Origin of the sequence: Bremerella cremea (genome assembly GCF_039541315.1) — a bacterium.
GTDB lineage: Bacteria > Planctomycetota > Planctomycetia > Pirellulales > Pirellulaceae > Bremerella > Bremerella cremea.
Genome location: NZ_BAABFZ010000005.1, coordinates 521343 through 544817 on the forward strand (window position 1 = coordinate 521343; position 23475 = coordinate 544817).

Annotated in this window: 14 protein-coding genes; 6 read left to right on the plus strand and 8 right to left on the minus strand. The window is 55.9% G+C overall.

Annotated elements, in window-relative coordinates; translation table 11 throughout:
• Positions 1-147: 147 nt before the first annotated feature.
• From ABD890_RS19035 to ABD890_RS19045, 3 genes are all read left to right on the plus strand, one after another.
• The gene (locus tag ABD890_RS19035) at positions 148-1392 is read left to right on the plus strand and encodes a hypothetical protein (RefSeq protein WP_345093505.1); all 1245 of its coding nucleotides are present in this window, start codon (positions 148-150) and stop codon (positions 1390-1392) included.
• 172 nt (positions 1393-1564) lie between these two features.
• Positions 1565-2539 carry a DUF1559 family PulG-like putative transporter gene (locus tag ABD890_RS19040; RefSeq protein ID WP_345093507.1) on the plus strand — a complete coding sequence of 325 codons (975 nt, stop codon included), beginning with the start codon at positions 1565-1567 and terminating at the stop codon, positions 2537-2539.
• Between the two features lie 8 nt (positions 2540-2547).
• Positions 2548-2994: a transthyretin-like family protein gene (locus ABD890_RS19045; protein WP_345093511.1), complete on the plus strand. Its 447-nt coding sequence runs from the start codon at positions 2548-2550 to the stop codon at positions 2992-2994.
• Between the two features lie 180 nt (positions 2995-3174).
• On the opposite strand, the gene ABD890_RS19050 is transcribed toward ABD890_RS19045, so the two are convergent.
• Together ABD890_RS19050 and ABD890_RS19055 are read right to left on the minus strand one after the other, a co-directional pair.
• Positions 3175-4185, minus strand: a complete 1011-nt coding sequence (locus ABD890_RS19050; RefSeq protein WP_345093514.1) for a hypothetical protein — start codon at positions 4183-4185, stop codon at positions 3175-3177.
• Positions 4186-4416: 231 nt separating this feature from the next.
• Positions 4417-6900, minus strand: coding sequence for a heavy metal translocating P-type ATPase (locus ABD890_RS19055; RefSeq protein WP_345093517.1), 2484 nt, complete (start codon positions 6898-6900; stop codon positions 4417-4419).
• A gap of 495 nt (positions 6901-7395) precedes the next feature.
• On the opposite strand from ABD890_RS19055, the gene ABD890_RS19060 reads away from it, so the two are divergent.
• Positions 7396-7764, plus strand: coding sequence for a hypothetical protein (locus ABD890_RS19060; RefSeq protein WP_345093520.1), 369 nt, complete (start codon positions 7396-7398; stop codon positions 7762-7764).
• A gap of 97 nt (positions 7765-7861) precedes the next feature.
• Here ABD890_RS19060 and ABD890_RS19065 read toward each other — a convergent pair whose 3' ends face one another.
• The gene (locus tag ABD890_RS19065) at positions 7862-8959 is read right to left on the minus strand and encodes an alpha/beta hydrolase family protein (RefSeq protein WP_345093523.1); all 1098 of its coding nucleotides are present in this window, start codon (positions 8957-8959) and stop codon (positions 7862-7864) included.
• 643 nt (positions 8960-9602) lie between these two features.
• Between ABD890_RS19065 and ABD890_RS19070 the strand changes: the two genes are divergently transcribed.
• A complete protein-coding gene (locus ABD890_RS19070) occupies positions 9603-10985 on the plus strand; it encodes a circularly permuted type 2 ATP-grasp protein (protein WP_345095046.1) in 1383 nt (460 codons plus the stop codon).
• Positions 10986-11001: 16 nt separating this feature from the next.
• On the plus strand, positions 11002-11952 hold the full coding sequence (locus ABD890_RS19075) for an alpha-E domain-containing protein (protein WP_345093526.1): 951 nt from the start codon (positions 11002-11004) through the stop codon (positions 11950-11952).
• A gap of 145 nt (positions 11953-12097) precedes the next feature.
• Here the strand turns inward: ABD890_RS19075 and ABD890_RS19080 are convergent, their stop codons facing one another.
• The 5 genes from ABD890_RS19080 to ABD890_RS19100 all read right to left on the minus strand — a co-directional run bounded on the left by ABD890_RS19080 (position 12098) and on the right by ABD890_RS19100 (position 23464).
• Entirely contained in the window at positions 12098-13057 is a 960-nt protein-coding gene (locus ABD890_RS19080; protein WP_345093529.1) for a transglutaminase family protein, read from the minus strand.
• A 17-nt stretch (positions 13058-13074) separates the two neighbouring features.
• On the minus strand, positions 13075-15624 hold the full coding sequence (locus ABD890_RS19085) for a circularly permuted type 2 ATP-grasp protein (RefSeq protein WP_345093531.1): 2550 nt from the start codon (positions 15622-15624) through the stop codon (positions 13075-13077).
• Positions 15625-15675: 51 nt separating this feature from the next.
• Positions 15676-19089, minus strand: a complete 3414-nt coding sequence (locus ABD890_RS19090; protein WP_345093534.1) for a transglutaminase family protein — start codon at positions 19087-19089, stop codon at positions 15676-15678.
• A 273-nt stretch (positions 19090-19362) separates the two neighbouring features.
• Complete coding sequence (locus ABD890_RS19095; RefSeq protein ID WP_345093536.1) at positions 19363-21348, minus strand: alpha-amylase family glycosyl hydrolase; 1986 nt, start codon at positions 21346-21348, stop codon at positions 19363-19365.
• Positions 21332-23464: an HAD-IIB family hydrolase gene (locus ABD890_RS19100; protein WP_345093540.1), complete on the minus strand. Its 2133-nt coding sequence runs from the start codon at positions 23462-23464 to the stop codon at positions 21332-21334. Before ABD890_RS19100 ends, ABD890_RS19095 begins: the two co-directional genes overlap by 17 nt.
• Positions 23465-23475 lie beyond the last annotated feature (11 nt).

Consider the following 23475-nt stretch of genomic DNA (forward strand, 5'->3'; position numbering starts at 1 on the left):
TCTGTTTTTAAAAACACATGCTAGGAGCAAATTAAGGCGTTGCCGATTGGTTTGGTTTGTCATTTCCGTCGTGATATCGCGATGCTGTAGCAAGCAACTCCCCAGCTTTTCGGTAGTGGGTGTCCTTCCCCGAGTCAGGCAGGTATCGTGAGTCCGTCTTCAGGAACAACTCGATCGCGACAGACTACTTCGTCCGACTTTCTGTCGGAGTCGATGGCAGTGCTCGCCGAGCTGCAAACGCGGCTTACCTCGGTCATGCTAGGCCTGGGAGGGGTCAAGAAGTCAGGCGACCTCGAGCGAATGCTCGGGCTTGATCGCACACTGGCCTGGCAGTTGTTGAAGGTGTCGGAATCTTCGCAACCGCTCGAAAACGCAGCCCAGGTCCCGTCGCGGGTCTCGATGAATCGGTTCGTCGAAGGGGCCCAGTCATTAGGTGTCGAAGCCGATACAACCGATGCCCTGCTAACCGCACATGAAGCATTCGAGGATCTTGTTCAACGACATTCAGGCGATCGGGTTTGCTTTAACTCGATGATCTCGGCCGCTGGCCAGGGAGATCAATGGCATGCCAAGGAACTGCAACACCGGCGCAACGTCTTCCGCGGTATGAGCCACATGCTGGGGGTTCAAGCCGGCATGATGTTGCGTTCGTCGATCCTTCGCAAGATGCCAGACAATGCCGACGCCATGGAAGCTTTCAATGTTGGCGGGTTGATCGACTTGCGGCTCTTGTGGGAGATGGAGCGAATCAACGTCTACCAGTCCCGTACGATTCGCAAAGCCGATGATGGTATTACCTACGAGTCAGACATTGCCCGCACAACATTTGATGGGGACGAAGAGTACGACAAGCATCTGTTGAGCTCGTACTGCCAACCATCCGTGCCACAGATTGAAATTGTCGAAGGCCCCAACGGCTGGGTTTACGGGAACTTGTTGAATGGGGCAGTAGGAGCGACCGCCGAATCGACGGTGATGTTCGGTACTCGCTACTACAACATTCCGAATCCTGAAAGCCGCGAACGCCAGTTCGGTACGCGACGCTATATCGATCTTCCCATCAAGGCGTATGTCGTTGATGAGTTGATCGAACCGGGCTTCGCCTCTGACTGGCTTCCCAACGTGCACGTGATGGTCGGTACTTCGCTAACCGACCATCGCGCGCCCGCCGGGATCGAACGAACGTTGCCCAGTCGGCTCGAGATGGAGTTCCTGGGGAAAGGTCCCAAGCCGATCAAAGGCTTTCGTGACTATCCGCAGATGATGACCGAGATCGGCCAGAACGCCGGGATTGATGTCTCGCAATACGAATGCTGGCGATTGCGTGTCGAGTATCCGCTGTACGGATGCACGATCACCAGCGAGCTGATCGCCCCAGATGCGCCTTCCTAGATCGATTCCATTCTGCGGAGCCGGAGGCTTCGGCTGTTTTTGAAAAGGATTTCGCTGACCGTTAAACATCGATTTCGCTTAAGCCCCATTCATGCAACACCCACCACTCCCGATGCTTAAGCCCCTTCATTTCATTTTTTTCGTCCCTGAAATTTGTGGAGACTCTTTCAAGATGAATGAGGTAAATGGATGTTTTTGCCGGAAGCCGAAAGCGTTCACGCTGGTTGAACTACTAGTCGTGATCGCGATTATCGGCGTATTGATCTCGCTGCTGCTGCCAGCCGTGCAACAAGCACGCGAAGCGGCTCGCAAGATGCATTGCACCAACAACATGAAGCAGCTTGGGCTGGCGGTTCACAACTATCACGACAACTTCGGTAGGTTTCCTCCTGGCTATCTGCATCCCGATGATGCTTCGTATCGAGCAAGCCCTTACGACTGGAACAACGCCGAAAACGGCTATGGCTGGGGAACGTTCATTTTGCCCTTCATCGAACAGTCCGCACTGCACGACTCGTTTGATTTCACCACTCCTTGGACCGCCACCGAAGCGCAGCACGAGATCTCGGCCTATGTCTGTCCTTCCGATGCCAGCCCACCGCTGAATCGGTTCTATTACCAGGATCACTATCTGCAAGATACGACCAAGCCTGAAACCGATCGGATGGCGAAGTCGAATTACGTTGCCAACTATGGCACAGCATCTCCGAATGGTGCGATCTTCAGCAAGTCTGGCACGACTGGTGGTGTCTCGGGCTACGGTAGTGACTTGAAGTTCCGCGACTTCACTGACGGAACCAGCCACACGATCTACTTCACCGAACGGGATGGTGTCCGCACGCGTGGGAGCGGACAGTACGAAGCAGGCGGAGCGATCTGGATTGGGGTGCCGAAGGTGTATGGCGTGGGTGGCAGCAATCACATTCATGCTCGCTTTCCAGGCTCGGCGACGGAGAACACGTACTACGGCATCAATCTGCCTACAGGAACCTATGGTCCGGTCTACGGAGCAACCAGCCAACATCCAGGTGGCGTCAACGTGACGATGGCCGATGGTTCGGTTCAGTTCCTGAGCGAATACACGGCCTGGGAAACGGTCGCCGGTCTGGCTCGCCGTTCCGATGGCAAAGTGATTGGAGAATGGTAATGCCTAGAATGAACTCCAAACTCGCGTACCTAAGACATACCGCCGTTGGCTGCGTTGCCACGATGCTCCTCGTGGGGATGAGCGGTTGTGCCAAAGAGCCGTTTCCGTGTGCTCCGGTTTCAGGTGTGGTTACACTCGATGGCAAACCGCTGGGAATGGCTCGCGTGATCTTCTCGCCAAAACAAGTTGGCGAGAGTGCGATCGTCGGGCCGACTTCGTTTTGCCTAACCGACGATCAAGGACACTACGAACTGGCGACCACCACCGGCAAGCCTGGCGCGATGGTCGGTTCGCATACGGTCTACATCTGCGGCGAAGTTCGTGATGAAGAGAACCCCGACGTGATCCTCGTAAAAGAGTATCTACCGAAGCGTTACTACGAAGGGACCGAGCTTTCGTACGACGTCACTTCGTGGGGAACTTCGGAGGCGAACTTCGAGCTCTCCAGCAAGTAGCCTCGATCGAGATCCCAAGAAATAAAAAGAAGCCGTGTCCGGAGCTTGTCAAGCAAGCTTTTGGATCACGGCTTCTTTCGTTTCCTGGTGGCCGTCGATGAAATCTTTCGGCCGGGAGGTTGGCGGCGGTGAGTTTTTCTGCACCGACGTCCGATCGACGCCGGTGAACGGATGCGACGTTTAGAATCGCAAGATCATGTCGGCCGTCAGACGACCTTCGGTCAGATCTTTGTAACCGGTCAGTGGGAATTCGTAAGCGATACCCGTTTCTAAGTGACCGGTTGGCTTGAAGCGGAAACCAACGTTCTGCGTGACCAGGTCCTTACCAGCCACGTCGGTGCTGGAAAGGTTGAACAGGTCAGCACCCGAAACGCCCAGGGGCAGGCCGTTCGAGGCGTCACCGGTCCAATGCCACCAGGCAACTTCGGTGAACATATAGATGCGATCGGTCAGCTTCACGTCGAAGTGATTCGACCATTGAATGGCTTGCGATTGAACGCTGGTATCGGCAGGCAGGCGGTAGCCAACGCTCGACAGAATGTGAGCATTGCCGTCCCACAGTCGCTGACCACCGGTCAGGAAGAAGTAGAACTCGCCGTCGCCTTGAGCCTGCAGTGCCTGGCGACTTCCGACTGGCATTTCGTAGGTGAAACCAGCCGACAAGATGCGACCTTCGCAAGGATCTCGCAGCAGAGTGTATTTCAAACCAGCCGAGACATCTGCCCAACCATCGTCCATCAACGTATCGAGCGTGCCTTCCGTATTGTCGACGATGTAACCATCTTTGGTGGCGATCACGCTCAAGCGATCGGTCAGAGCAACACGGAACTGCAGAGCATACAGCTGAACCGTACCGCCGGCAGAAATATTGTTGCCGATGGTGCTCGGAACCCAATGGTTCACGAAGATCGGACGCAGTTCCGAAACGTTACGAGGATCTTCGAAGAAGACGAAGTTGATCATCGGGCTGATGAAGTCGTCGAAGCAATGATCGCTCGGCTTCACCAGGTTCAACAGGCTCAGGTCGCCACATTCGCAACCGCTGTCGCAGGCACAGCAAGACTCGTAACCATCATAAACGGTCATGTCGCTTGGTTCGTACAATTCGCCTGCATTGACCGTATGCAGACCGACGCTTGTGCCTAGGATGGCTGCTAAGCCTAACACCATCCGTCCAATTGAGACTCGCATGATACTCCGCCTTAAGTGACTTCCCCTGAACGTGAGGCTACCCCTCCGTGGAATACCGCCTCCTGCAATCACTTTCGGACCGTTGTTTCATTCGCGAGAGACATTTTTGTGAGCGACCTCACAGATTAACGCGCGTTCATCCTTTGCTAGTAGATCCAGGGGGCAATCGATACAAACGACACCCCACTTCGTTCGGTTTGCCGTACTTCGCACGCGGCAGTCGAGGTCGGATTACTCAGTCAGGTGCGTGGCACGCAGACGCAATGCGTTGCCAATCACACTCACCGAACTGAAACTCATCGCGGCCGCGGCGAACATCGGATTCAAAAGTGCGTGCATGCCAAATATAGGCACCAACACGCCAGCCGCGACCGGAACGCCGAGACCGTTGTAGATTAACGCGAAGAACAGATTCTGCCGGATATTCCGCATCACGTTGCGACTTAAGCGGAATGCTTTGACCACGCCGTTCAGGTCGCCCCCCATTAATGTGATCGCGGCACTTTCGATTGCGACATCGGTGCCGGTTCCCATCGCAATTCCAACGTCAGCAGCAGCCAACGCCGGAGCATCGTTGATCCCGTCGCCTGCCATTGCAACCACGGCGCCTTCTTTCCGTAGCTTCTCGATGCGGTCGTGCTTGTCCTGGGGAGAAAGGTCAGCTTGAAAATCGTCAATCTTCAATTTCTTCGCAATTGCCTCAGCAACACGAGGATTGTCGCCGGTCATCATGATCACGCGAATCCCCATCTCGTGCAGGGCATCGATCGCCGACTGCGTCGTCGCTTTCAGTGGGTCACTCACGATCAACGCACCGGCGTATTTACCTCCGACAGCGAGATAGACTTTGGTTCCTTCGGCAGATGGCGTCGCGTCGAAGTGGATCCCCTGCTCTTTCAAAAGTGAAGGCTTCCCACAAACAACTTTCAGCCCATCGACTTGAGCAACGACCCCCTGCCCGGTTACCGAGTCGAACTCGTTGGCTGCAGGCAGTGCGATCTCACGCTCCTTCGCCGCTTGAACAATGGCATGTCCAATCGGATGTTCGCTGTTCTGCTCGACGGCGCCGGCGAACTTCAGCAACGCTTCTTCGTCGAAACCCTCTTGTGGTTCCAAACTGGTGAGCGATGGCTTGCCTTCGGTTAAGGTCCCGGTCTTGTCGACGACGACGGTGTCGACCTTCTGCAAGGTCTCGAGTCCCGCGGCCTCTTTAACCAGCACACCTTCCTTCGCTCCACGACCAACGCCGACCATGATCGACATCGGGGTGGCCAATCCCAAGGCACATGGGCAAGCCACAATCAACACCGCCACCGCATTGAGCAAGGCATACGCCAGACGCGGCTCAGCCGGCGACCAGATTGCCCAGACCACGAAGGTGACGATGGCCGACAAGACAATCGCCGGGACAAAGTAACCTGAAACCGTATCGGCTAATCGCTGAATCGGGGCACGACTTCGCTGGGCCTGACCAACCATTTGCACGATCTGCGAGAGGACGGAGTCTTCGCCCACCTTCGTTGCTCGTAGACGCAACGTGCCACCTTGGTTCACGGTGCCACCGATGACCTGGTCTCCCTTCTGCTTCGTGACCGGGTCGGCTTCGCCCGTCAGCATCGATTCGTCGACGGTCGATTTACCATCGATCACTTCGCCATCGACCGGAATCTTTTCGCCTGGGACCACTTTCAGTTCGGCCCCTTCATGAACCTGGCTGAGCGGGACCTCGCGCTCTTTGCCACTCTCGACGATACGAGCTGTCGGAGGTGCGAGATTCATCAGCTCGCGAATCGCACTACCGGTTCGTTTACGGGCTCGCAGTTCAATAACCTGGCCCAAGAGGACAAGCGCCACAATCATGGCGGCCGCTTCGAAATAGACCGGCACTTCGCCCCCATGCTTGAATTCGTCGGGGATTACATCTGGGAAGACGGTTGCCACAAAGCTGAACAGGTACGCCGCTGCCACCCCCAATGAGATCAGCGTGAACATGTTCAGGTTCATCGTCATGATCGACTTCGCCCCGCGAACGAAGAATGGCCAACCACACCAAACCACTACCGGCGTGGCCATGGCCATTTGAATCCAGCGCGAGACATCGGCAGGGATTCCCAGTTCAACACCAACCATCGGCAGCATCGCCATGGCGAAAACAGGAATGGTCAGCGCGGCAGCGACCCAAAAACGGATCGTCATCCAGGTTAGTTCTGGATCTGGCTCGTCCTCGTCACTGGTGACCATCTCTGGCTCGAGATCCATACCACACTTCGGACAACTACCGGGATGGTCCTGGCGAACCTCCGGATGCATTGGACAGGTATAGATAGTCTTGGTCTGCGGACCGACAGGCTGATTGCGTTCCAGCGCCATGCCACATTTGGGGCAATCGCCGGGCTTGTCACTTTCGACACCTTCGCACATGGGACAGATATATTTGGCGGACGAATTGGATCGGCCTTGGTGCCCTGCGTGGTGTCCGTGATGATGCCCACCGCCCCCGCACGAAGCATGTCCTGAATCGCCGCCACAACAACCCTTCTGGGCCGGTGCCTCGCCGAGCGTGACAAGCTCGGCCGGCCCATCCACCTTGCCTCCCTGCGCTTGGAACTTATTCAGACATCCCTCGCAGCAAAAGTAGAACGTTTGCTCATCTTGTGTCGTTGTCCAAGGTGTCGACTCCGCGACCGTCATGCCGCAGATAGGATCGGTTGCCATAATTGTTGCCTTTCCATATCACGAGCGTTTGATTAACCGCGCTCGCCCTTAACCCGCACTCGAATAGGTACGGGTTCAAACCGCAAATTCTATTCCTGCAATACGTTAATTTCGATGCCGCCTGACTGGCGAAAGATTCGTATCGCGGGCGATTCTTCCTTGGCGACGACTTCGGTCACAAACGAGATCGATTTTATGCCCCTTTTTTCAGGGGGAATAAGCGGCCATCCTGGTAGCGAGGAATCCTCTTTCCCGGGGAAATTTCTTTGCCCCGCAATGAAATGCTTTGCTACACTTCCCAATGAGGGCCCCGGAGGGAAACCTTCGTGGAGACAATTGCTAACAACGGGACAGCTCGGGAGGCTTTGCCATCCGCCGGTTCGATCCAGCTTCAGACGATGGCTGGCGACCGGAATTTTCTTTTCCCCATCTCGATCGTCACCCGGCCGTAGTTCGCAATCGACTCGCCATGGGTGGTGCGGAGGAATATGACCCATGTTGAAGCGGTTTGGATTCTTCGAGGAGAGCAGCCCTCGTGTAGCTCTCCAAGATTTGCGTGAATTGCAGATGATGGGACCTCTCGATGAAGAGGACCAGGTACTGCAATATCTAAGCGAGGGCACCATGTTGTTCGAGGCAGGTGGATCGGCTTACGACCGATTTACCGACGGCTCGTTACCGATTGGCCCGCCCGATGTTTACAGTGACGGCGAGTGGTGCTGGTCTGGCGATGTGATCTATTACATTCGCAATTATCACATCGCAGTCGAGTCGCAGTTTTTTGATTGGATGATGAAGCACAATTGGAAATGCCCGCGGATCGTAAGCGCCGAGGCATTAGTCCAATCGAATTGGCAGACTTAACTGCCGGAACGTTGCCCGCCTGAAAACCTTCTCATCCAACATCTCTTCGTGCAGCCAGGCTTCCACCACAGAAGGAAGCCGGGCTTGAACCGGTCCATTATTTTGCCGGACTGGCAATCTCGATCACGCTGCTGATCACACTGCCATCTTCCACTTCAACCGTGACGAACCACACCTTGGCATCTGCGGGTGGAAGTTCCGCAGTCACCGTCCCAGATTCGACTTGGGCAGGTTTTGTGATCCAGTCGTGGGCGTTGATGACCTGGTCGTCCGTCGCCCAATGAATGGCCGCCGACTTCACCCCTTCACCGGCGATGGCGATACGGACCTCTTCTTTGCCTACAACCGGCTTGCCCAGCGTTGGCAACTTCGGCCCATTCTTCAGTTGCTGATCCATAAAGCGGCCGATCACTGGCGGGTTCCAGCCAGCGGGATGACTATGCGGCATCTTCACGGTGACTGCCAACTGCTTGAACACATCGCCGGGGACGGCGTTATAGCTCTTCATATAGCTATCCAGCGGATAGGCGAAGTCGTTGGTACCATTCACAAACAGAATCGGCATCGTCACGGCTGGCAGATAGCGGCTCGGATCCCACAGCGTATGCCAACGCTGCTTTTGTTCAGGCGTCATCCGGGCAAACTGATCGAGCCACTTGCTGTTGTCGGTCAGATAGCCACAGCCATAGACCGGCACCGCTGCATGAAATCGCGAGTCGACGCCCGCGACGATACAGGTCAAATACCCACCCCAGCTAATGCCTGTCACGCCCGTTCGAGTTGGGTCGACTTCCGGAAAGCTGCGAATCAGCGAGTGGGCCAGCAATGCGTTGGCCACGGCATGGTATTGCCACTGGTTTTGTACGTCGTCGCTGATGCGACGAAACTTATGCTCGTCTCCCTGATTCGGTCCCCCGTCGGTCAGTCGCGTTCGGTTCTGTTGCTGATGAGGATTCGTTCCTTCGTTCGGACGTGCCCCAGCCAGGTCCATGGCGATCGCCGCGTAACCTCGCTTGGCCCACAATTCGGCCCATTCACGAAAGGCCGTTCCGCCACCGCCATGCAAACATACGATCGCTGGCAGATCTTTATCTCGGGATTTGTCTCCCGAAACGGTTCCAGGTGTCGCATAATAGGCGAAGACACGGGTCGGATGCCCTTCGAAGTTCTCGCCCTGGTATGTCAACGAACGCACTGCGCTTTCCGAATCGATCCACGCGAACTCTGGAGCTTTGGAGAGTTTAGCTAAATTCCAGGGTTGTGATTCAGGAAGATTGGGCGAAGGTGTGATCGTATCGTTCGCATTCGCGCCACGATGGACGAAGACGAGGGAAAGGATCACGAGAAGCACGAGACAAGATCGATAAAGCATGGCGGGAGCTCGGTGGGAATGAGGTTTTAAGTGGGACCGTCATTCTAACGACCGGCTCGTGCCGAAACGAGCAGTTTTCGTCGCCAGATCGAGATGGCCTAAAGGGAAAACGAATTCCCTTACTGCTGCTCATTTAATAGGCAAGCAAAAATCGTCCGAACGAAGAGATCGCCGATAACAATTCATCGCAAATTGCCGTGGAATCGCGACTTAGGAAGAAAATTCTAGCGGGACAATTTTTGTATTGGCACGACAAATGCTTCTGTTTGGCATCGTTGCCCATGGGAGGACCACAGGCAAAATTCGCATCGTCCAGCCAAGACGATCTTTCCTCCCCGGCGGTAAAATCTGGCCCCACTGGATTTCTCATTAGGAGAAGAATGACGTGCAAGGGCAAACGCAGTCACAAGGGCATTCCGAGCCCAACCTCGTCGCCAATTACGACGTAGGCGAGTTTTATGACGAGATGTTCTCGCCAGGCGGTTCTCCCCGGACCAACTGTCAGTTGCTGTACCAGCATATTCAAGAGCTGACGTCGACCGACCTTCGCAAACGAAAGACCGCCGCCGAACGATCAATGATCCGACTCGGGATCACGTTCAACGTGTATGGCGAGCAGGAAGGGACCGAACGCATTATTCCGTTCGACATCCTTCCCCGCATTATTCAAGGTGAACAATGGTCGTGGATCTCGAAAGGGTTGAAGCAGCGTATCGTCGCGCTCAACATGTTCATCAACGACATCTACCACGATCAAAAGATCCTGAAAGACAAAGTCATTCCGGAACACGTGGTCACCTCGGCCAGTAGCTTCCGCCCGCAGTGTGTCGGGCTCGAGCCGCCGAACGGGATCTGGTGCCATATCACCGGTACCGACCTGGTGCGTGACTCCGATGGCGAGTTCTACGTGCTGGAAGACAACCTACGTTGCCCATCGGGCGTGTCGTATGTGCTTCAAAATCGTCAACTGATGAAGCAGACGTTCCCAGGCCTGTTCGAGGCCCAGTTCGTTCGCCCGGTCGACGACTACTGCAGCCAGTTGCTCGATGCCCTCAATTACTTGGCAACCGATATCGAAAAGCCAACCGTGGCGGTCCTCAGCCCGGGCATCTACAACTCCGCCTACTTTGAACATTCGTTCCTGGCTCAGCAAATGGGTGTCGACCTGGTGGAAGGCCGGGATCTGGTCGTTCGCGATCGCAAGGTTTACTCCAAAACCACCAAGGGCCTGAAGCCGGTCGATGTGATCTACCGTCGAATCGACGACGACTTCCTCGACCCGCACGTCTTCCGTAAGGATTCGATGCTGGGTGTGCCTGGAATCATCGACGCCTACCGCGCCGGCAATGTCGCCTTGGCGAACGCCCCCGGCACCGGGATTGCGGACGACAAGGTGATTTACGCCTACGTTCCGGACATGATCAAGTATTACCTGAGCGAAGACGCGATCTTGCCGAATGTGCCGACGTACGTTTGCTGGGACGATTCTCAGCGGGATCACGTGATCAAGAATATCGCCGACATGGTGGTCAAACCGGCCAACGAGTCAGGCGGTTACGGGATGCTAATCGGCCCCCGTGCGACGAAGGAAGATCACGCCAAGTTCGTGGAACTGATTAAAGCCAATCCACGTAACTACATCGCTCAGCCGACGTTGTCCCTCTCGCGTGCACCGGTCATTATCGACGACCACCTCGAGGGTAGGCACGTCGACCTGCGACCGTTTATCATCTATGGACGAGACATCTACGTATTGCCCGGCGGACTGACTCGCGTGGCCCTGAGAAAGGGTTCGCTCGTGGTCAACTCTTCCCAGGGTGGCGGAAGCAAAGACACCTGGGTCGTGTAGGAGAGAAAGGTTCCTCATGTTAAGTCGCGTAGCCGACTCTATCTATTGGACCAGTCGATATATCGAACGAGCAGAAGCGGTCGCACGCTTCATCGCCGTCAATTTGAATATCAGCATGGACCTGTCGACCGCAGGCAATCAGCAATGGTTGCCGCTGGTTACTACCACGGGCGACGACGAAGATTTCAGCAAAACCTATGGCGAGGCGAGTAAACGGAATGTGATCGAGTTTCTGACTTTCGATCGCAACAACCCGAACTCGATCCTCACCTGTTTGATCAAAGCCCGCGAGAACGCACGAAGCATTCGCGAGCGGATCTCGGCTGAAATGTGGGAGCACATCAACCGCTTCTACCTGATGGTCAAAGACGTCGGCGATGCCGAAGGCATTCTGGATGACTTGCCCGACTTCTATGAAGCGGTTCGTAATTCAGGTCAGCAGTTCGTCGGGGTGACCGATGCCACGATGACGCATGGCGAAGGTTGGCATTTCTGCCAACTGGGACGCTTTCTGGAACGTGCCGACAAGAGTTCGCGTATCCTGGATGTGAAGTACTACATCTTGCTGCCGAGTCCACAGCATGTGGGCAGCGCCTTCGACGACCTTCAGTGGGGAGCGTTGTTGCGATCGGCGAGTGCCTACGAAATGTATCGTCAGCGATTTGGCCGCATCGTTCCGCAGAACGTGGTCGACTTCCTGATGCTCGATAAAGAGTTCCCGCGAGCAGTACTGCACTGCCTGACGCGTGCCAACGAATCGCTGCACGCGATCACCGGCAGCGATATCGAAGGCTTTACGAACTTGCCGGAACAACGACTTGGTCAACTCCGTGCGGAGTTCGCCTTCACCAGTGCTACCGATATCGTCGGACGTGGCCTCCACGAATTTATCGACGATTTCCAGACGCGACTGAATGCCGTCGGTGAATCGATCGGCACGACATTCTTCAGCCTGCAGACGGTTTAATCTTCTGCGGCGAAGAGCCTGGGGTAAAACAGAACGAGCCTCAACGAGGCGGCCGACCGAACGTTGCTAATTTCGGTCGCCTCGTTGAGGCTCTTTCGTTTCTTGAGGCCTGACATCCAATACCAATCTGGCCGATGTTGATTGGCTACGATGCCTGCCCGCGGTTGGGAGTCTGAGACTGCGATTGTGCCTGGGATGGCGGTTGCCCGGTCCCGTTCGACGCCGCTGGAGCTGGTTTGGCTTCCAGTGGCATCACATCGACACCGACCTGCATCGTTCGGGTACCGCCCCCCATGACCACACCCTGGATTGGCGAGACATCTTCAAAGTCGCGACCATTCGCCAGCGTGATATGGTCCGTACCGACCATCACCTTGTTGGTTGGGTCGAAGTCGATCCAGCCGAGCTCGTTGCCACAGAATACCGAAAACCACGCATGCGAAGCATCGGCCCCAATCAGACGCGGCTTTCCGGGTGGCGGTTCAGTCCGGAGATAGCCACTGACGTAACGGGCCGGCAGACCGAGCGCCCTTAGCGCTCCGATTCCGACATGGGCAAAGTCCTGGCAAACACCATGACGTTGCCGGACGACATCTTCCAACGGTGTGTTGATGGTGGTTGCGTTGGAATCGTATTTGTAGTCCGTGAAGATCCGCGTGGTCAGCTCCATTGCCGCTTCTACGATCGGACGATTGCGTGTAAACGCAGCTTTGCCATATTCCACCAGGATCGGCAGCAGTCGGATATGTCGCGAAGGAAACAGGAACTGGCGAACCTCGAGCGGAAACGCTCGATTGCGTCCCTGAGCGGCAAGCTCTTCCCAGTTAGGGGAAGAGGCAATCGGCACGACTGGGCGGATGGCGACGCGACTGGTTGCCGTAATTGTCATCCCGTTGTGTGGTTCGCTCAGCGCGAAGTAGTGGACCTGATTGCCGAAGTAATCGGTACGCGTCACGACCGATCGTGGTTTGGGCTCAACAATGACGCCAAAATCTTCCACGGTCTGACGATGCGTCGTCGGAACCCGCAAGTGCAGCAGGTTGTGGGCTACCGAGGCTGGCTCGGAGTATTGATAGGTCGTCTTGTGCTGAACTTGATATCGCACGATCTACAGCGTTCCAACTAGGGGCGAATCTCGACCAGGTGGGACTGAGGCATCGCGTGAACCAAGTAGCGCTGACTCACGACGTCCGATAGTTTCGGCAGAAGCGACTCGATTTCTTGCAGCAACAAGTGCAACGATTCGCCAGCCACCAAGGCATCAGGAGCCCTTACCCTCGTCACGTCAAACATCCGCACTTCGTGCAGAAGCGACATCGCCAGACGCTGTTCCACCGTATATCCGGCATGATTCGCGACGTTTGGCAAGTCGTTGACGTGATCGAGCAACTGGGCCAATTGCCGAGAGATCGAACGGGGATTCGTTTCGTCGGTCACCAGCAAATCGAGTACTGCCCCGAGGTGCATTTCTTCCAGGTAACGCGAGCGATAGGTAATCAAGCTATCCGAGATCTCTAGCAACGCCTCTAAGATCGCTGTCAGATCACCGCTTGGCAAGACCAGGCAATTCCGCATTAGCTTGGAACTTTGCGTCGCACGTTCCATCCGGCGGCCCATGTCCAGGAAATGATAGATCTGCGTCCGCGTGATACTTTCCGAGATAATACCGCTAAACGCTGCCAAGTCGAGGATCAGGTCGTCCAACAGGGCCAAACAGTCGGACAAATCCCAGTATCCGGTTGATGGCGGCTTGAAGCTCTGATCGACCCGGTGCAGCACTCGCCAGCTATCGGCCGACACACGGTCGCGACTGCGGGAAGTGAGCCGGAAAATCTGCGTCACGATCGAACGCAAACTCATTGGGTTTTGTTCGTCGAAGATATTTGCCGCCAGCGAGCGTTCAATCGGCGGCAACTGCATCCGCATTTCGGCGACCCCATAACCGGTCTCGATGATTCCCATCTCGGCCATGGTTCGCATCAGGATGACCACTTCGGGCATCTCGCTCAGTTGCTCTTCGCTGGTGAGCCGCGAGATGGTGGTTCGCAAGATACGAGCGGTTACGTCTGCTCTCTCCAGATTCCGTCCGAGCCAGTACAAATTCTCAGCGATCCGGCTCGGCAGTTCGCCACCGGTTCGCTTCAGCTCGACCACGTGATCAGGCTGTTTCAGGAGACTAACCCGCGCAATCGGGGCTGACGATAACACCCACGCGTCCTTGCTTCGTTCGCCAACTTGCAGCGAAGCTTCGAGGGGCTCCAGTTCGCCAGTCAAACGGACCAGCCCGCCAGGCATCGCCTCGAATTCGTTTTGCCCCAGCACTGCAAATGACCGCAAGGCAATATGCGCCGGCCGTAGCCCCTTGCGAGAATAGACCGGACTGGTCGAGCGAACGACTTGCTCCTGGGCGATGTACATGTGCGGATCGGCCTGGATCATGCGAATTAGTTTTTCGCGATCGCCATCTTGCCGCACCCGATAGATGGGCGACTTTAATCCACGGCGTCGATAGGCTGGCTTGATCACCAGGTTGTCGATGTGTTCGACCACGTACTTCAGCGCATCCGGATCACCACAACGCCACGTTGCCACGCCCGGCAAAATCAACGGCTCGCCCAGCAAGTGCGTGCACAACTGTGGCATGAAAGTCATGAAGATCGGCGACTCGACGATGCCTGACCCAAGTGGGTTCAGCACGACGACATTTTTCATTCGGCAGACCTGAAGCAGCTCCGGAATGCCGCCGGTCGAATGACTAATCTCCAGTGGGTCGCACTGGTCACTGTTCGGACGCCGCAAAATGACATCGACCGGCAACAGCCCGCCCAATGTCTTCAGCATCACGCGATTGCTGCGGACGGCCAAGTCGGCCGGTTCAACCAGTGTGTAACCAAGGTATCGGGCGAGATAGGCGTCCTCGAAATAATTCGGGCTCTCGGCGCCGTTGCTCAGGATGACGACGCGCGGGTTGGTCACTCGCGAGCAAGCTCGCAGCACGGCTTCTTTCACCATCATGAAATAGCCGGCCAATCGCTGGACGTTCTCTTTGTGGAAGAGACTTGGCGTCAAACGGGATTGAATAATCCGGTTTTCGAGCGCAAAGCCGCTGCCAGAAGGAGACTCGGTCCGATCCCCTTGAACCCACCAATTGCCGTCGGGCGACCGAGACAGATCGGCGGAGTAGAAATACAGATAATTATTCCCAGGGGGATTCTGCCCATGAAAACAGCGATAGAAGCCTGGATGGCGAAACAACACGTCTTCCGGCAAGATGCCGCTACGAATTAGTTCCTGTGGGCCATACAGATCCTGTAGGACCAGCTGAAGCAGCCGTCCACGCTGGCGTAAGCCGCGGGTAATTTGTTCCCATTCAGCGGCCGGCAACAAAACCGGAAGCGGATCGAGTTCCCAGGGTCGGGCACGACGATCTTGTTCCGGGCTGCCGATCCCGGCACCGACATAAGCCATGCCGGTGCGTTCGAGAACTTTCTGCATTTGCTGCCATCGACGCTGGAACTCGCCAGCGCCGATATCTCTCATCCCATCGACAAAGCTCTGCCAATAGGGGCGAATTTTCGATCCGTCATGTAGTTCGTCGTATATGTCAGGAATTGGCTTATACGGCGCAAACAGATCGGCGGACGCATCGTTTTGTGCGGGGATTCTGGTCACCGAAACCTCGGGCTGTCCAAAATGAGGTGTTTACGCATTCCCTGCGTGGGGTTACAGATGCTTGGTTTTACCCCGTCTCAAATCGAGCGTGAAGGGGAATTCGCTCGAGGACTCGTCCGGCGGAAGTTCAACATAACCAGGTGTATGCCCCATTTTCTCGAACCGATTGCCGCGTCGCGACTCGGCCTCGAAGGCATTCACCGGGAAGGCATCTGGGTTATTCCCCCCCGGGTGCCCTACGTGGTAGCGGCAACCACCCAAACTTCGTTGGAACCAAGCATCGTACAGATCAAACGTTAACGGCTCATCCACGGGAATCGTGGGGTGCAGGCAGCTAGGTGGCTGCCAAGCTCGATAACGTACGCCTGCGACAAATTCTTGTTCGGTACCGGTCGGATGCAGCGGAATGCGTCGGCCATTACACATTAAGTAGTGCCGGCCAGGAATTGCTCCCCGAATTTTAACCTGCATTCGCTCTAGCGACGAGTCGACGTACCGTGCCGTAAACCCTTGTCCTGCTTCTTCTCCGAGGACATACCATGGCTCAATCGCTTTTCGCAGTTCAACCTGAACCCCTCGATGAGTGAATTCCCCTACCTTGGGGAATTTGAACTCGAAGTGAGGCAAGAACCAATAGGGTTCGAGGCGGAAACCGGCGTCCTGGGTTTCCTCGATAACCTCAGCAAAGTCCTGATAGTTGAAATGCGGCAGCATGAAGCGGTCGTGCAGACTGGTATCCCAATCGACCAGCGACGCCTTGTAGGGTTGCTCGGCAAAACGAGCCATCAAAGCCCGCAACAGCAACTGCTGGGTCAGGCTCATCTGCGCGTGTGGGGGCATTTCAAAGGCCCGGAACTCCAACAAACCGCGGCGTCCGGCACTGCTATCAGGCGAAAACAACTTGTCGATACAGAACTCGGCCCGGTGGGTGTTGCCGGTGATGTCGGTCAACAAATTGCGGAAAACCCGGTCCACCAACCAAGGCGAAAACTGCCCCTTATCGGGGATCTGCTCGAAGGCGATCTTCAATTCGTAGATTGAATCGCGACGACCTTCATCGACACGTGGTGCCTGACTGGTCGGCCCAATGAAGTTGCCGCTGAACAAGTAGGACAGCGATGGATGATTGTGCCAATAGCCAATCAGGCTTCGCAAAATATCAGGTCGCTTCAGGAAAGGACTTTCCATCGGCGTGGGGCCACCCAGCACCACGTGGTTACCACCACCGGTGCCGGTATGAGTTCCATCGCGATTGAACTTCTCGGTTCCCAAGCGGGTGTGGTGAGCGTCGTCGTACACACCGGTGGTGATGTCGACTAGTTCTTGCCAGTTATTCGCGGGATGAACGTTGACTTCGATCACACCTGGGTCGGGCGTCACGCTTAGATGTTCCACTCGGTCGTCGTGCGGTGGCAAATAACCTTCAATGCAGATCGGCGTTCCCATTTCGGTCGCGACGGCTTCGACTGCGGTGAGCAGTTCGAGGTAACCTTCCATCCGATCGACCGGTGGCATGAAGACATGCAGACAGCCGTTGCGAGGCTCGACACACAAGGCCGTGCGAACGACGTGGTTGATCTGGGCGGTCGAGCCATCGCCCCCCCAGTCGTTTGGCGAGAAGAACTGATCCGAGTCAAGACTCTGACCACTCATTCCTTGCAAACGGGCCGCGGTTCGATATTCTTCACCAGCGGAAGTCTTCATCGACCAAGGCTTGCCGGAGTCGCCTCCTACCATCGCCGGTGAACGACGGGACATGAACTCCGAATAACTTGGAAGTGGAGCCATCTCGCCCATTGGATCGAGCGGGAAGAGAGCCGCCGTTTGCCCTTCTGTCTCATAGATCAGCGAGTGAAGCGGCAAGCGCAGACCCATCGCGGAGTCGCCAGGGATCAAGAACAGTTCGTCGCTACGGACGACCCATTCGCCACTTTCCCAGCAAGGCTGAGCGGCCCACCAAAGGTAACGGACCGGCAACACACAACCAACCGGCGCCGTGAGCCCCTGCTCGAAGACCTTGGCAATCCGGAGTCGCTCTTCTTTGTTTTCTAGCTTGGAATCGTGGACGTCGACGTTGACCGGCAACCGACGTTCCATCCAGGTGTAATAGAAGGCGTCTTCATAGGCGTAGCTGGCATGGTTCGGTTCAACGCCCAACTGCTCGGCCAGGCGACGGGTGAACTGCATTGCCGTATCGGAATCGTGACCATAGTCGACGCCATCTTCGGCGAAGAGCGACGGGTCTTGCCAGATCGCTTCACCATCGCGACGCCAATAACATCGGAACGCCCAGCGTGGCAACGATTCGCCAGGGTACCATTTGCCCTGACCGTAGTGCAAAAACCCACCTTCACCAAATCGCTTGAACAAACGACGCATCAGCTTATCGGCCAGGCCACGCTTGGTGGGCCCGACCGCGGCCGTGTTCCACTCGTCCCCTTCCATGTCGTCGATCGAAACGAAGGTAGGCTCGCCACCCATCGTCATCTTGATGCCAACACGATTGAGGTGTTCGTCCACTTCGTGGCCAAGCGATTGGATGCTGTTCCATTCGTCGTCGGTGTACGGCTTCGTAACGCGAGGATCTTCGTGGAAGCGCGTTACCTTCATGTCGAACTCGAATTCGACTTCACACTTTTCCAGCGTTCCCGAGATCGGCGCGGCGGTGATTGGATTTGGCGTACATGCCAGTGGAATGTGCCCTTCACCGGCAAACAATCCAGAAGTTGGGTCGAGCCCAACCCAACCTGCCCCTGGAAGGAAAACTTCCGTCCAGGCATGCAAGTCGGTGAAGTCTTGCTCAGGCCCGGAGGGCCCGTCCAGTGATTTGATATCAGGCTTCAGTTGACAGATGTAGCCAGACGCAAAGCGCGAAGCCAAACCGAAGTGACGCAAGATCTGCACCATCAGCCAGGCAGAGTCACGGCACGAACCGAGTCGCTTTTCGAGCGTCTCTTCAGGCGTCTGGACGCCATGTTCCATGCGGACCGTGTATTCAATGTCGTTCTGCAGCTTCTGGTTCAGGGCAACGAGGAAGTCGACGATTCGACGCGGAGTGACGTCGATATCCTTCAAGTATTCCGTCAGCAGCGGACCATGCTCTTCTTCCTCCAGGAAGGGAGCCAGGTCAGTCTTCAGCGGCTCTTGATAGGTGATCGGATATTCTTCCGAGTCAGGCTCGAGGAAGAAGTCAAACGGGTTGATCACCGTCATTTCGGCAATCAAGTCGACATCGACCTGAAAATGGTCGACCGTTTCTGGAAAGACAACACGGGCCGCAAAGTTGCCGTGTGGGTCTTGCTGCCAGTTCATGAAGTGAGGCTGAGGACTGATCCGCAGCGAGTAGCTGTGAATCGGCGTCCGGCAATGCGGGGCTGGACGCAAGCGGATGGTCTGAGCCCCCAGACCGATCTTGCGGTCGTAAGTGTATTTGGTCGAGTGATGGAGCGCCGTCAGGATCGCCATAGAAGCCTCAAAGGAAGTCGAATCGCGGGAGAGAAATGCCACGGGGTGCATGAAGGCAATAGTCGACCCGGACGCTCGACAAATTCGAACAAAACAAGGTACCCAGTGCCGCCTTCCTGCATTTGGCACGATCCGCTTAACCGGATTGCAAATGACGGGCCAAATGCGTAGTGACGCCAGAAACCTACCACTTAGAACAGGTTTTGCTGACAGGTGCTAAAATTTTGTGCACATGGGGCCCAATTCCGAGCCAGCACCAGCCTAATTGCCCCGCTAGATCCGTTCTAGCCATAGAAGCCCATAAGGCTGCATGATTAGATCATCATGCGTCGCGATTTCTTCATCCGAGATTAAATCCTGGAAAAATCGGCCCAACCCACCGGTCCGGATGTTATTGGCCGGGACACGCTGCGATTCTTCGGTGAAGTTTGCCAGAATGAGTGTCCGATTTCCCTCGTTGTGTCGCACAAACCCCAGAACGTGAGGATTATCGATCGGAACGAGGTCCATCCCCTGGCCAGCCAGCGACGGAAGCTTTTTTCGTAACGAAATCAGACGCTGAATCTTGCGGAAAATTTTCCCGCGAATTGCCCCACCATTTTGCTCGTCGACATCCTGCTGGAAGTCTTGCAGATACTCCCACTTCATCTTCGGACGATGAATCCAACGGGTGTCCCCCGCCTTGGCCGGATCCTTCACGAAATCATAATCATTCAACATGCCCCACTCTTCACCCAGGTAAAGAAGCGGGATACCGCCGATGCTGAGCGTGATGCCATACAGCAAACACATCCGCCGGACCGACATCTCGATCAGCTTCGGGTCGTGGAATTCGATCGCCTGCTCCAGGCCGGCCAGCGAAGCCAACGTCCCTGAGATCCGCATATCGCCGGTGGTCGGATTGTGCTGGAAAGGCACCCCACGGGCAAACGAGCCAGGGAACTGCCCGGTGTAGAACTGATTGAGGAACTGACGGTGGTCATAGCCGTTAATTCCAAGTTGGCCGGCGTCGTCGTCGTCGAATGTCCAACCAATGTCGTCATGACAACGAAGATAGTTCACCCACGCCGTCCCGATGGGAAGCTTATGGCGATGACTGAGCGACTTCTTCAGCAGTCGCGTATTACGTGTTGCCAGCGACTCCCACAGCAGCGCCATCAAGGTTGGGTTGTACGAAATCTGACACTCATTCGCACCGATGTACTTCACCACCTCGTCCGGATGGACGATTGCTTCTGACTTGAAGACCAGCCCAGGCGCGGCGATGCTGGCCAGGCAGTTGAACGCCTGAATCAGCAGATGCGCTTCTGGCAGGTTCTCGCAGTTGGTTCCCATCTGCTTCCAGATGAAAGCGACCGCGTCGAGACGAAGAATGTCGACACCGGTATTCGCGATGAACAACATCTCTTCCAGCATTGCCCGGAAGACGGCGGGATTATGATAGTTCAGATCCCATTGGAAGCTATTGAAGGTAGTCCAGACCCACTTCTGCATTCCGTCGTGCCACGTGAAGTTGCCACGACGCACCGTCGGAAAGATTTCTCGCAGCGTTCGCTCGTACTGATCGGGCATATGGCGATCGGGGAAGCAGTAATAATACTGCTGATACTCGACATCCCCAGCTTGAGCATGCTGGGCCCAGTAATGATCGTCCGACGTATGATTGAACACGAAATCGAGACACAGACAGATGCCAGCCGCGCGGAGCTCGTCCGCCAGCAGCTGCAGGTCTTCGATTGTCCCTAGCCGAGGGTCGACGCTGCGATAGTTGCTAATCGCGTAGCCACCATCGTTGTCGCCAGGGCGCACGGCGAAAAGCGGCATCAGGTGGACATACGTCAAGCCGAGTTCTTTGAAGTACGGAATGCACTCGCGCAGCTTGCTCAGGTTTTCCGAGAACAGATCAACATAGAGCGCACCACCCACCATCCGTTCCGACTCGAACCAGGTCGGGTCGTTCCGGCGGTGATCGTCTTGCTCGCGCAGCTCGTCGCCACGCTGTTTCCACCCGCGTGCGGCCGTGAACAAGATTTCTTCCAGATGATAGAAGAAGTCGTACCGGCCGTTATAAAGCGTGTAGAGCAACCGGAACAGACGAGGCCACTCGTGGATCAACCGCTGCGTGAAATCACGCGCTAGTCCGTTCTGCGTCTCTTCTTCCGACCAAACCGCTTCCAGTCGCGGAAGAAGCCGCTTGAGCGAGATCTCCGCTTCGGTTTGCAGTGGATCGTGTTGTCCATTCCTACTCGTGACGATCATTGGGTATCGTGATGTTGTCTAGAAACTGGTAATAGTTGATTCCTTCCAGGATACCTCGTGCATGGTGTCCTTCGGCGAAATAGATCCGGGGCCAGTCCCTTAGTCTCTCGAGCTCAGGACTGTAATTCCCTACAACCACTCCAAGCGTTCTTCCCTTCAACATCCCTTCGTCGTTGCCGCTATCCCCCGCAACCAGCACTTTTTCGGGGGAAAATCCCCACTTATACAGCACATGTCGCACGGCCACGCCAGGCCCGCCTCGATTCGGAATGATGTCGAGGTACATGTCCCGCGAAAACACGACGCGAGCACGAATGCCGGCTTCGCGAAGGATTCGCTTCACCTGTGGGATGGATGGCCCAACCGATTTATCGAGATCGAAGCTGATTTTGAACTCGGACTGCTGGAAGTCTTCCTGCACGAAGATCCCTTCAACACCTTCAAACAATTCTCGAATCTTGTCCGGAGTCCAGTGCAGGCCGATCTGTTTTCTCCAGGTCCGGTCGCTGGTGAGACTTTCGCCATAGTACAACTCGGTACCGACACCTGCGCAGATCAAATCGGGACGTGGCAGGTTCATCTCTTCAATCAGCTCCATCGCGCTGTCGAGTCGACGCCCGGTCGAGATGCCGAATCCGATGTAATCGTGCTCGCGGATCACTTCCAGAAATTCCCGCAGCGATTGATCGTCGCCGGTGAGCGTGTTGTCGAGATCGGTGATGATCAAGCGATCGAAGTTCGGCATCCGGCGAATCTTGGAACTGGAAGCCAGGACCGGTTCGGCGGAATGGGCCAGAATGTCGTTGATGTCGCGCCAGTAGCGTTTCGCGTGGTTCGCCCACGAATAATGCTTTTCGGCCCCTGCCTTCCCCTGCTCGCACCATTCGTCCCACTGCTTCGGCTCGGTGAGCATTCGCAGCAAGGCTTTCTCGATCGCTTCGGGATCGAGGGGATCGACCAGCAAACCATTGTGGCAGTTGGCAATAATATCGCGAGGTCCGCCATCGTTCGTGGCGACGATCGGCATCCCGGCAGCTGCCGCTTCCAACAGCGTGAGGCCGAACGGCTCGGTCAACGCTGGATTCACGAACACACCGCGGCGCTGCGTTCCCCAGCGGTAAATATCGGGCACATCGCTGGGCGTGTGCATCTTCGGGTAGGCGACCGATCCATACAGGTCGTAATCGTCGATCTTGCCGAGAATGCTCTCGACAATTCGCCGCTGGGCAGGTGCCAGGTCTTTCAAGTTCTCACGCGTACCCATCACGAGAACCAGGTTCGAGAGTTCTTGCAGACGTTTACTTTCTCCATAAACGCGAACCAGCATTTCCAGGTTCTTACGCTCGTCTGGTCGAGCCATCGCAATCAGCGGCGGCTTGCATGGATCGCGGAGGAAGCGTTCAATCGCTGGGCCAATCCGGTAGGTATCTTCGTCTGCCTTTGGCGGAGCGAAATCGGTGAGATTCACACCTGGCGGGATCACTTCCATCCGATCCGGCACGTAGTTTTCGTACTTCTCGTACTGCTGTTCGACTTCCTGGTTGGTGCTGGCGACCACCATCGAAGCCGTTTCCAACGCGACTTCTTCCGCTTCGATTCGCGCCGCGAGGCGATAACGGCGTTCCAGGTCTTCGAGTGATTTTCCCTTCGCAAGAAGTCGCTCTTGCTTGACGCGACCGAGCGAGTGTCCAGTGAAGACAAAGGGAATGTGTAAGAGGCGCGCCAACTGGGCCCCTGCCAGACCGGCATCGGCATAGTGCCCATGAATCAAGTCTGGTAGGCCAGCGCGACGGAAATGAGCGAGCGTTTGATCGACGAAGAATTCGATATACGGCCAAAGCGATTCTTTGCGGATGTATCGCTTAGGTCCAAAGGGAATACGAACGATCTTCGCGTTTTCGCAGATCGGTTCCTCTACCTGGGCATAATCGTCGGAGACCCGATCGTCGATGATCTGTCGGGTTAACAGCTCGACTTCCGTTACGCCGGGTTGTTTGGCTAATTCGGCGGCCAGTTCCAAGACGTATTTGACTTGGCCCCCAGTGTCGGCATCACGTCCTAATTCTGCGTCGTTGGCGCGGATTAAGCCGTGCAAACTTATCAGAGCGATCTTCATAGAGAGTCATT

What these genes read in the sequence shown, in the direction of transcription:
- ABD890_RS19040 (WP_345093507.1), top strand. Translation starts at nt 1,565, where the DNA reads ATGAATGAGGTAAATGGATGTTTTTGCCGGAAGCCGAAAGCGTTCACG.
- ABD890_RS19045 (WP_345093511.1), top strand. Translation starts at nt 2,548, where the DNA reads ATGAACTCCAAACTCGCGTACCTAAGACATACCGCCGTTGGCTGCGTT.
- ABD890_RS19050 (WP_345093514.1), bottom strand. Translation starts at nt 4,185, where the DNA reads ATGCGAGTCTCAATTGGACGGATGGTGTTAGGCTTAGCAGCCATCCTA.
- ABD890_RS19055 (WP_345093517.1), bottom strand. Translation starts at nt 6,900, where the DNA reads ATGGCAACCGATCCTATCTGCGGCATGACGGTCGCGGAGTCGACACCT.
- ABD890_RS19060 (WP_345093520.1), top strand. Translation starts at nt 7,396, where the DNA reads ATGTTGAAGCGGTTTGGATTCTTCGAGGAGAGCAGCCCTCGTGTAGCT.
- ABD890_RS19070 (WP_345095046.1), top strand. Translation starts at nt 9,603, where the DNA reads ATGTTCTCGCCAGGCGGTTCTCCCCGGACCAACTGTCAGTTGCTGTAC.
- ABD890_RS19075 (WP_345093526.1), top strand. Translation starts at nt 11,002, where the DNA reads ATGTTAAGTCGCGTAGCCGACTCTATCTATTGGACCAGTCGATATATC.
- ABD890_RS19090 (WP_345093534.1), bottom strand. Translation starts at nt 19,089, where the DNA reads ATGGCGATCCTGACGGCGCTCCATCACTCGACCAAATACACTTACGAC.
- ABD890_RS19095 (WP_345093536.1), bottom strand. Translation starts at nt 21,348, where the DNA reads ATGATCGTCACGAGTAGGAATGGACAACACGATCCACTGCAAACCGAA.
- ABD890_RS19100 (WP_345093540.1), bottom strand. Translation starts at nt 23,464, where the DNA reads ATGAAGATCGCTCTGATAAGTTTGCACGGCTTAATCCGCGCCAACGAC.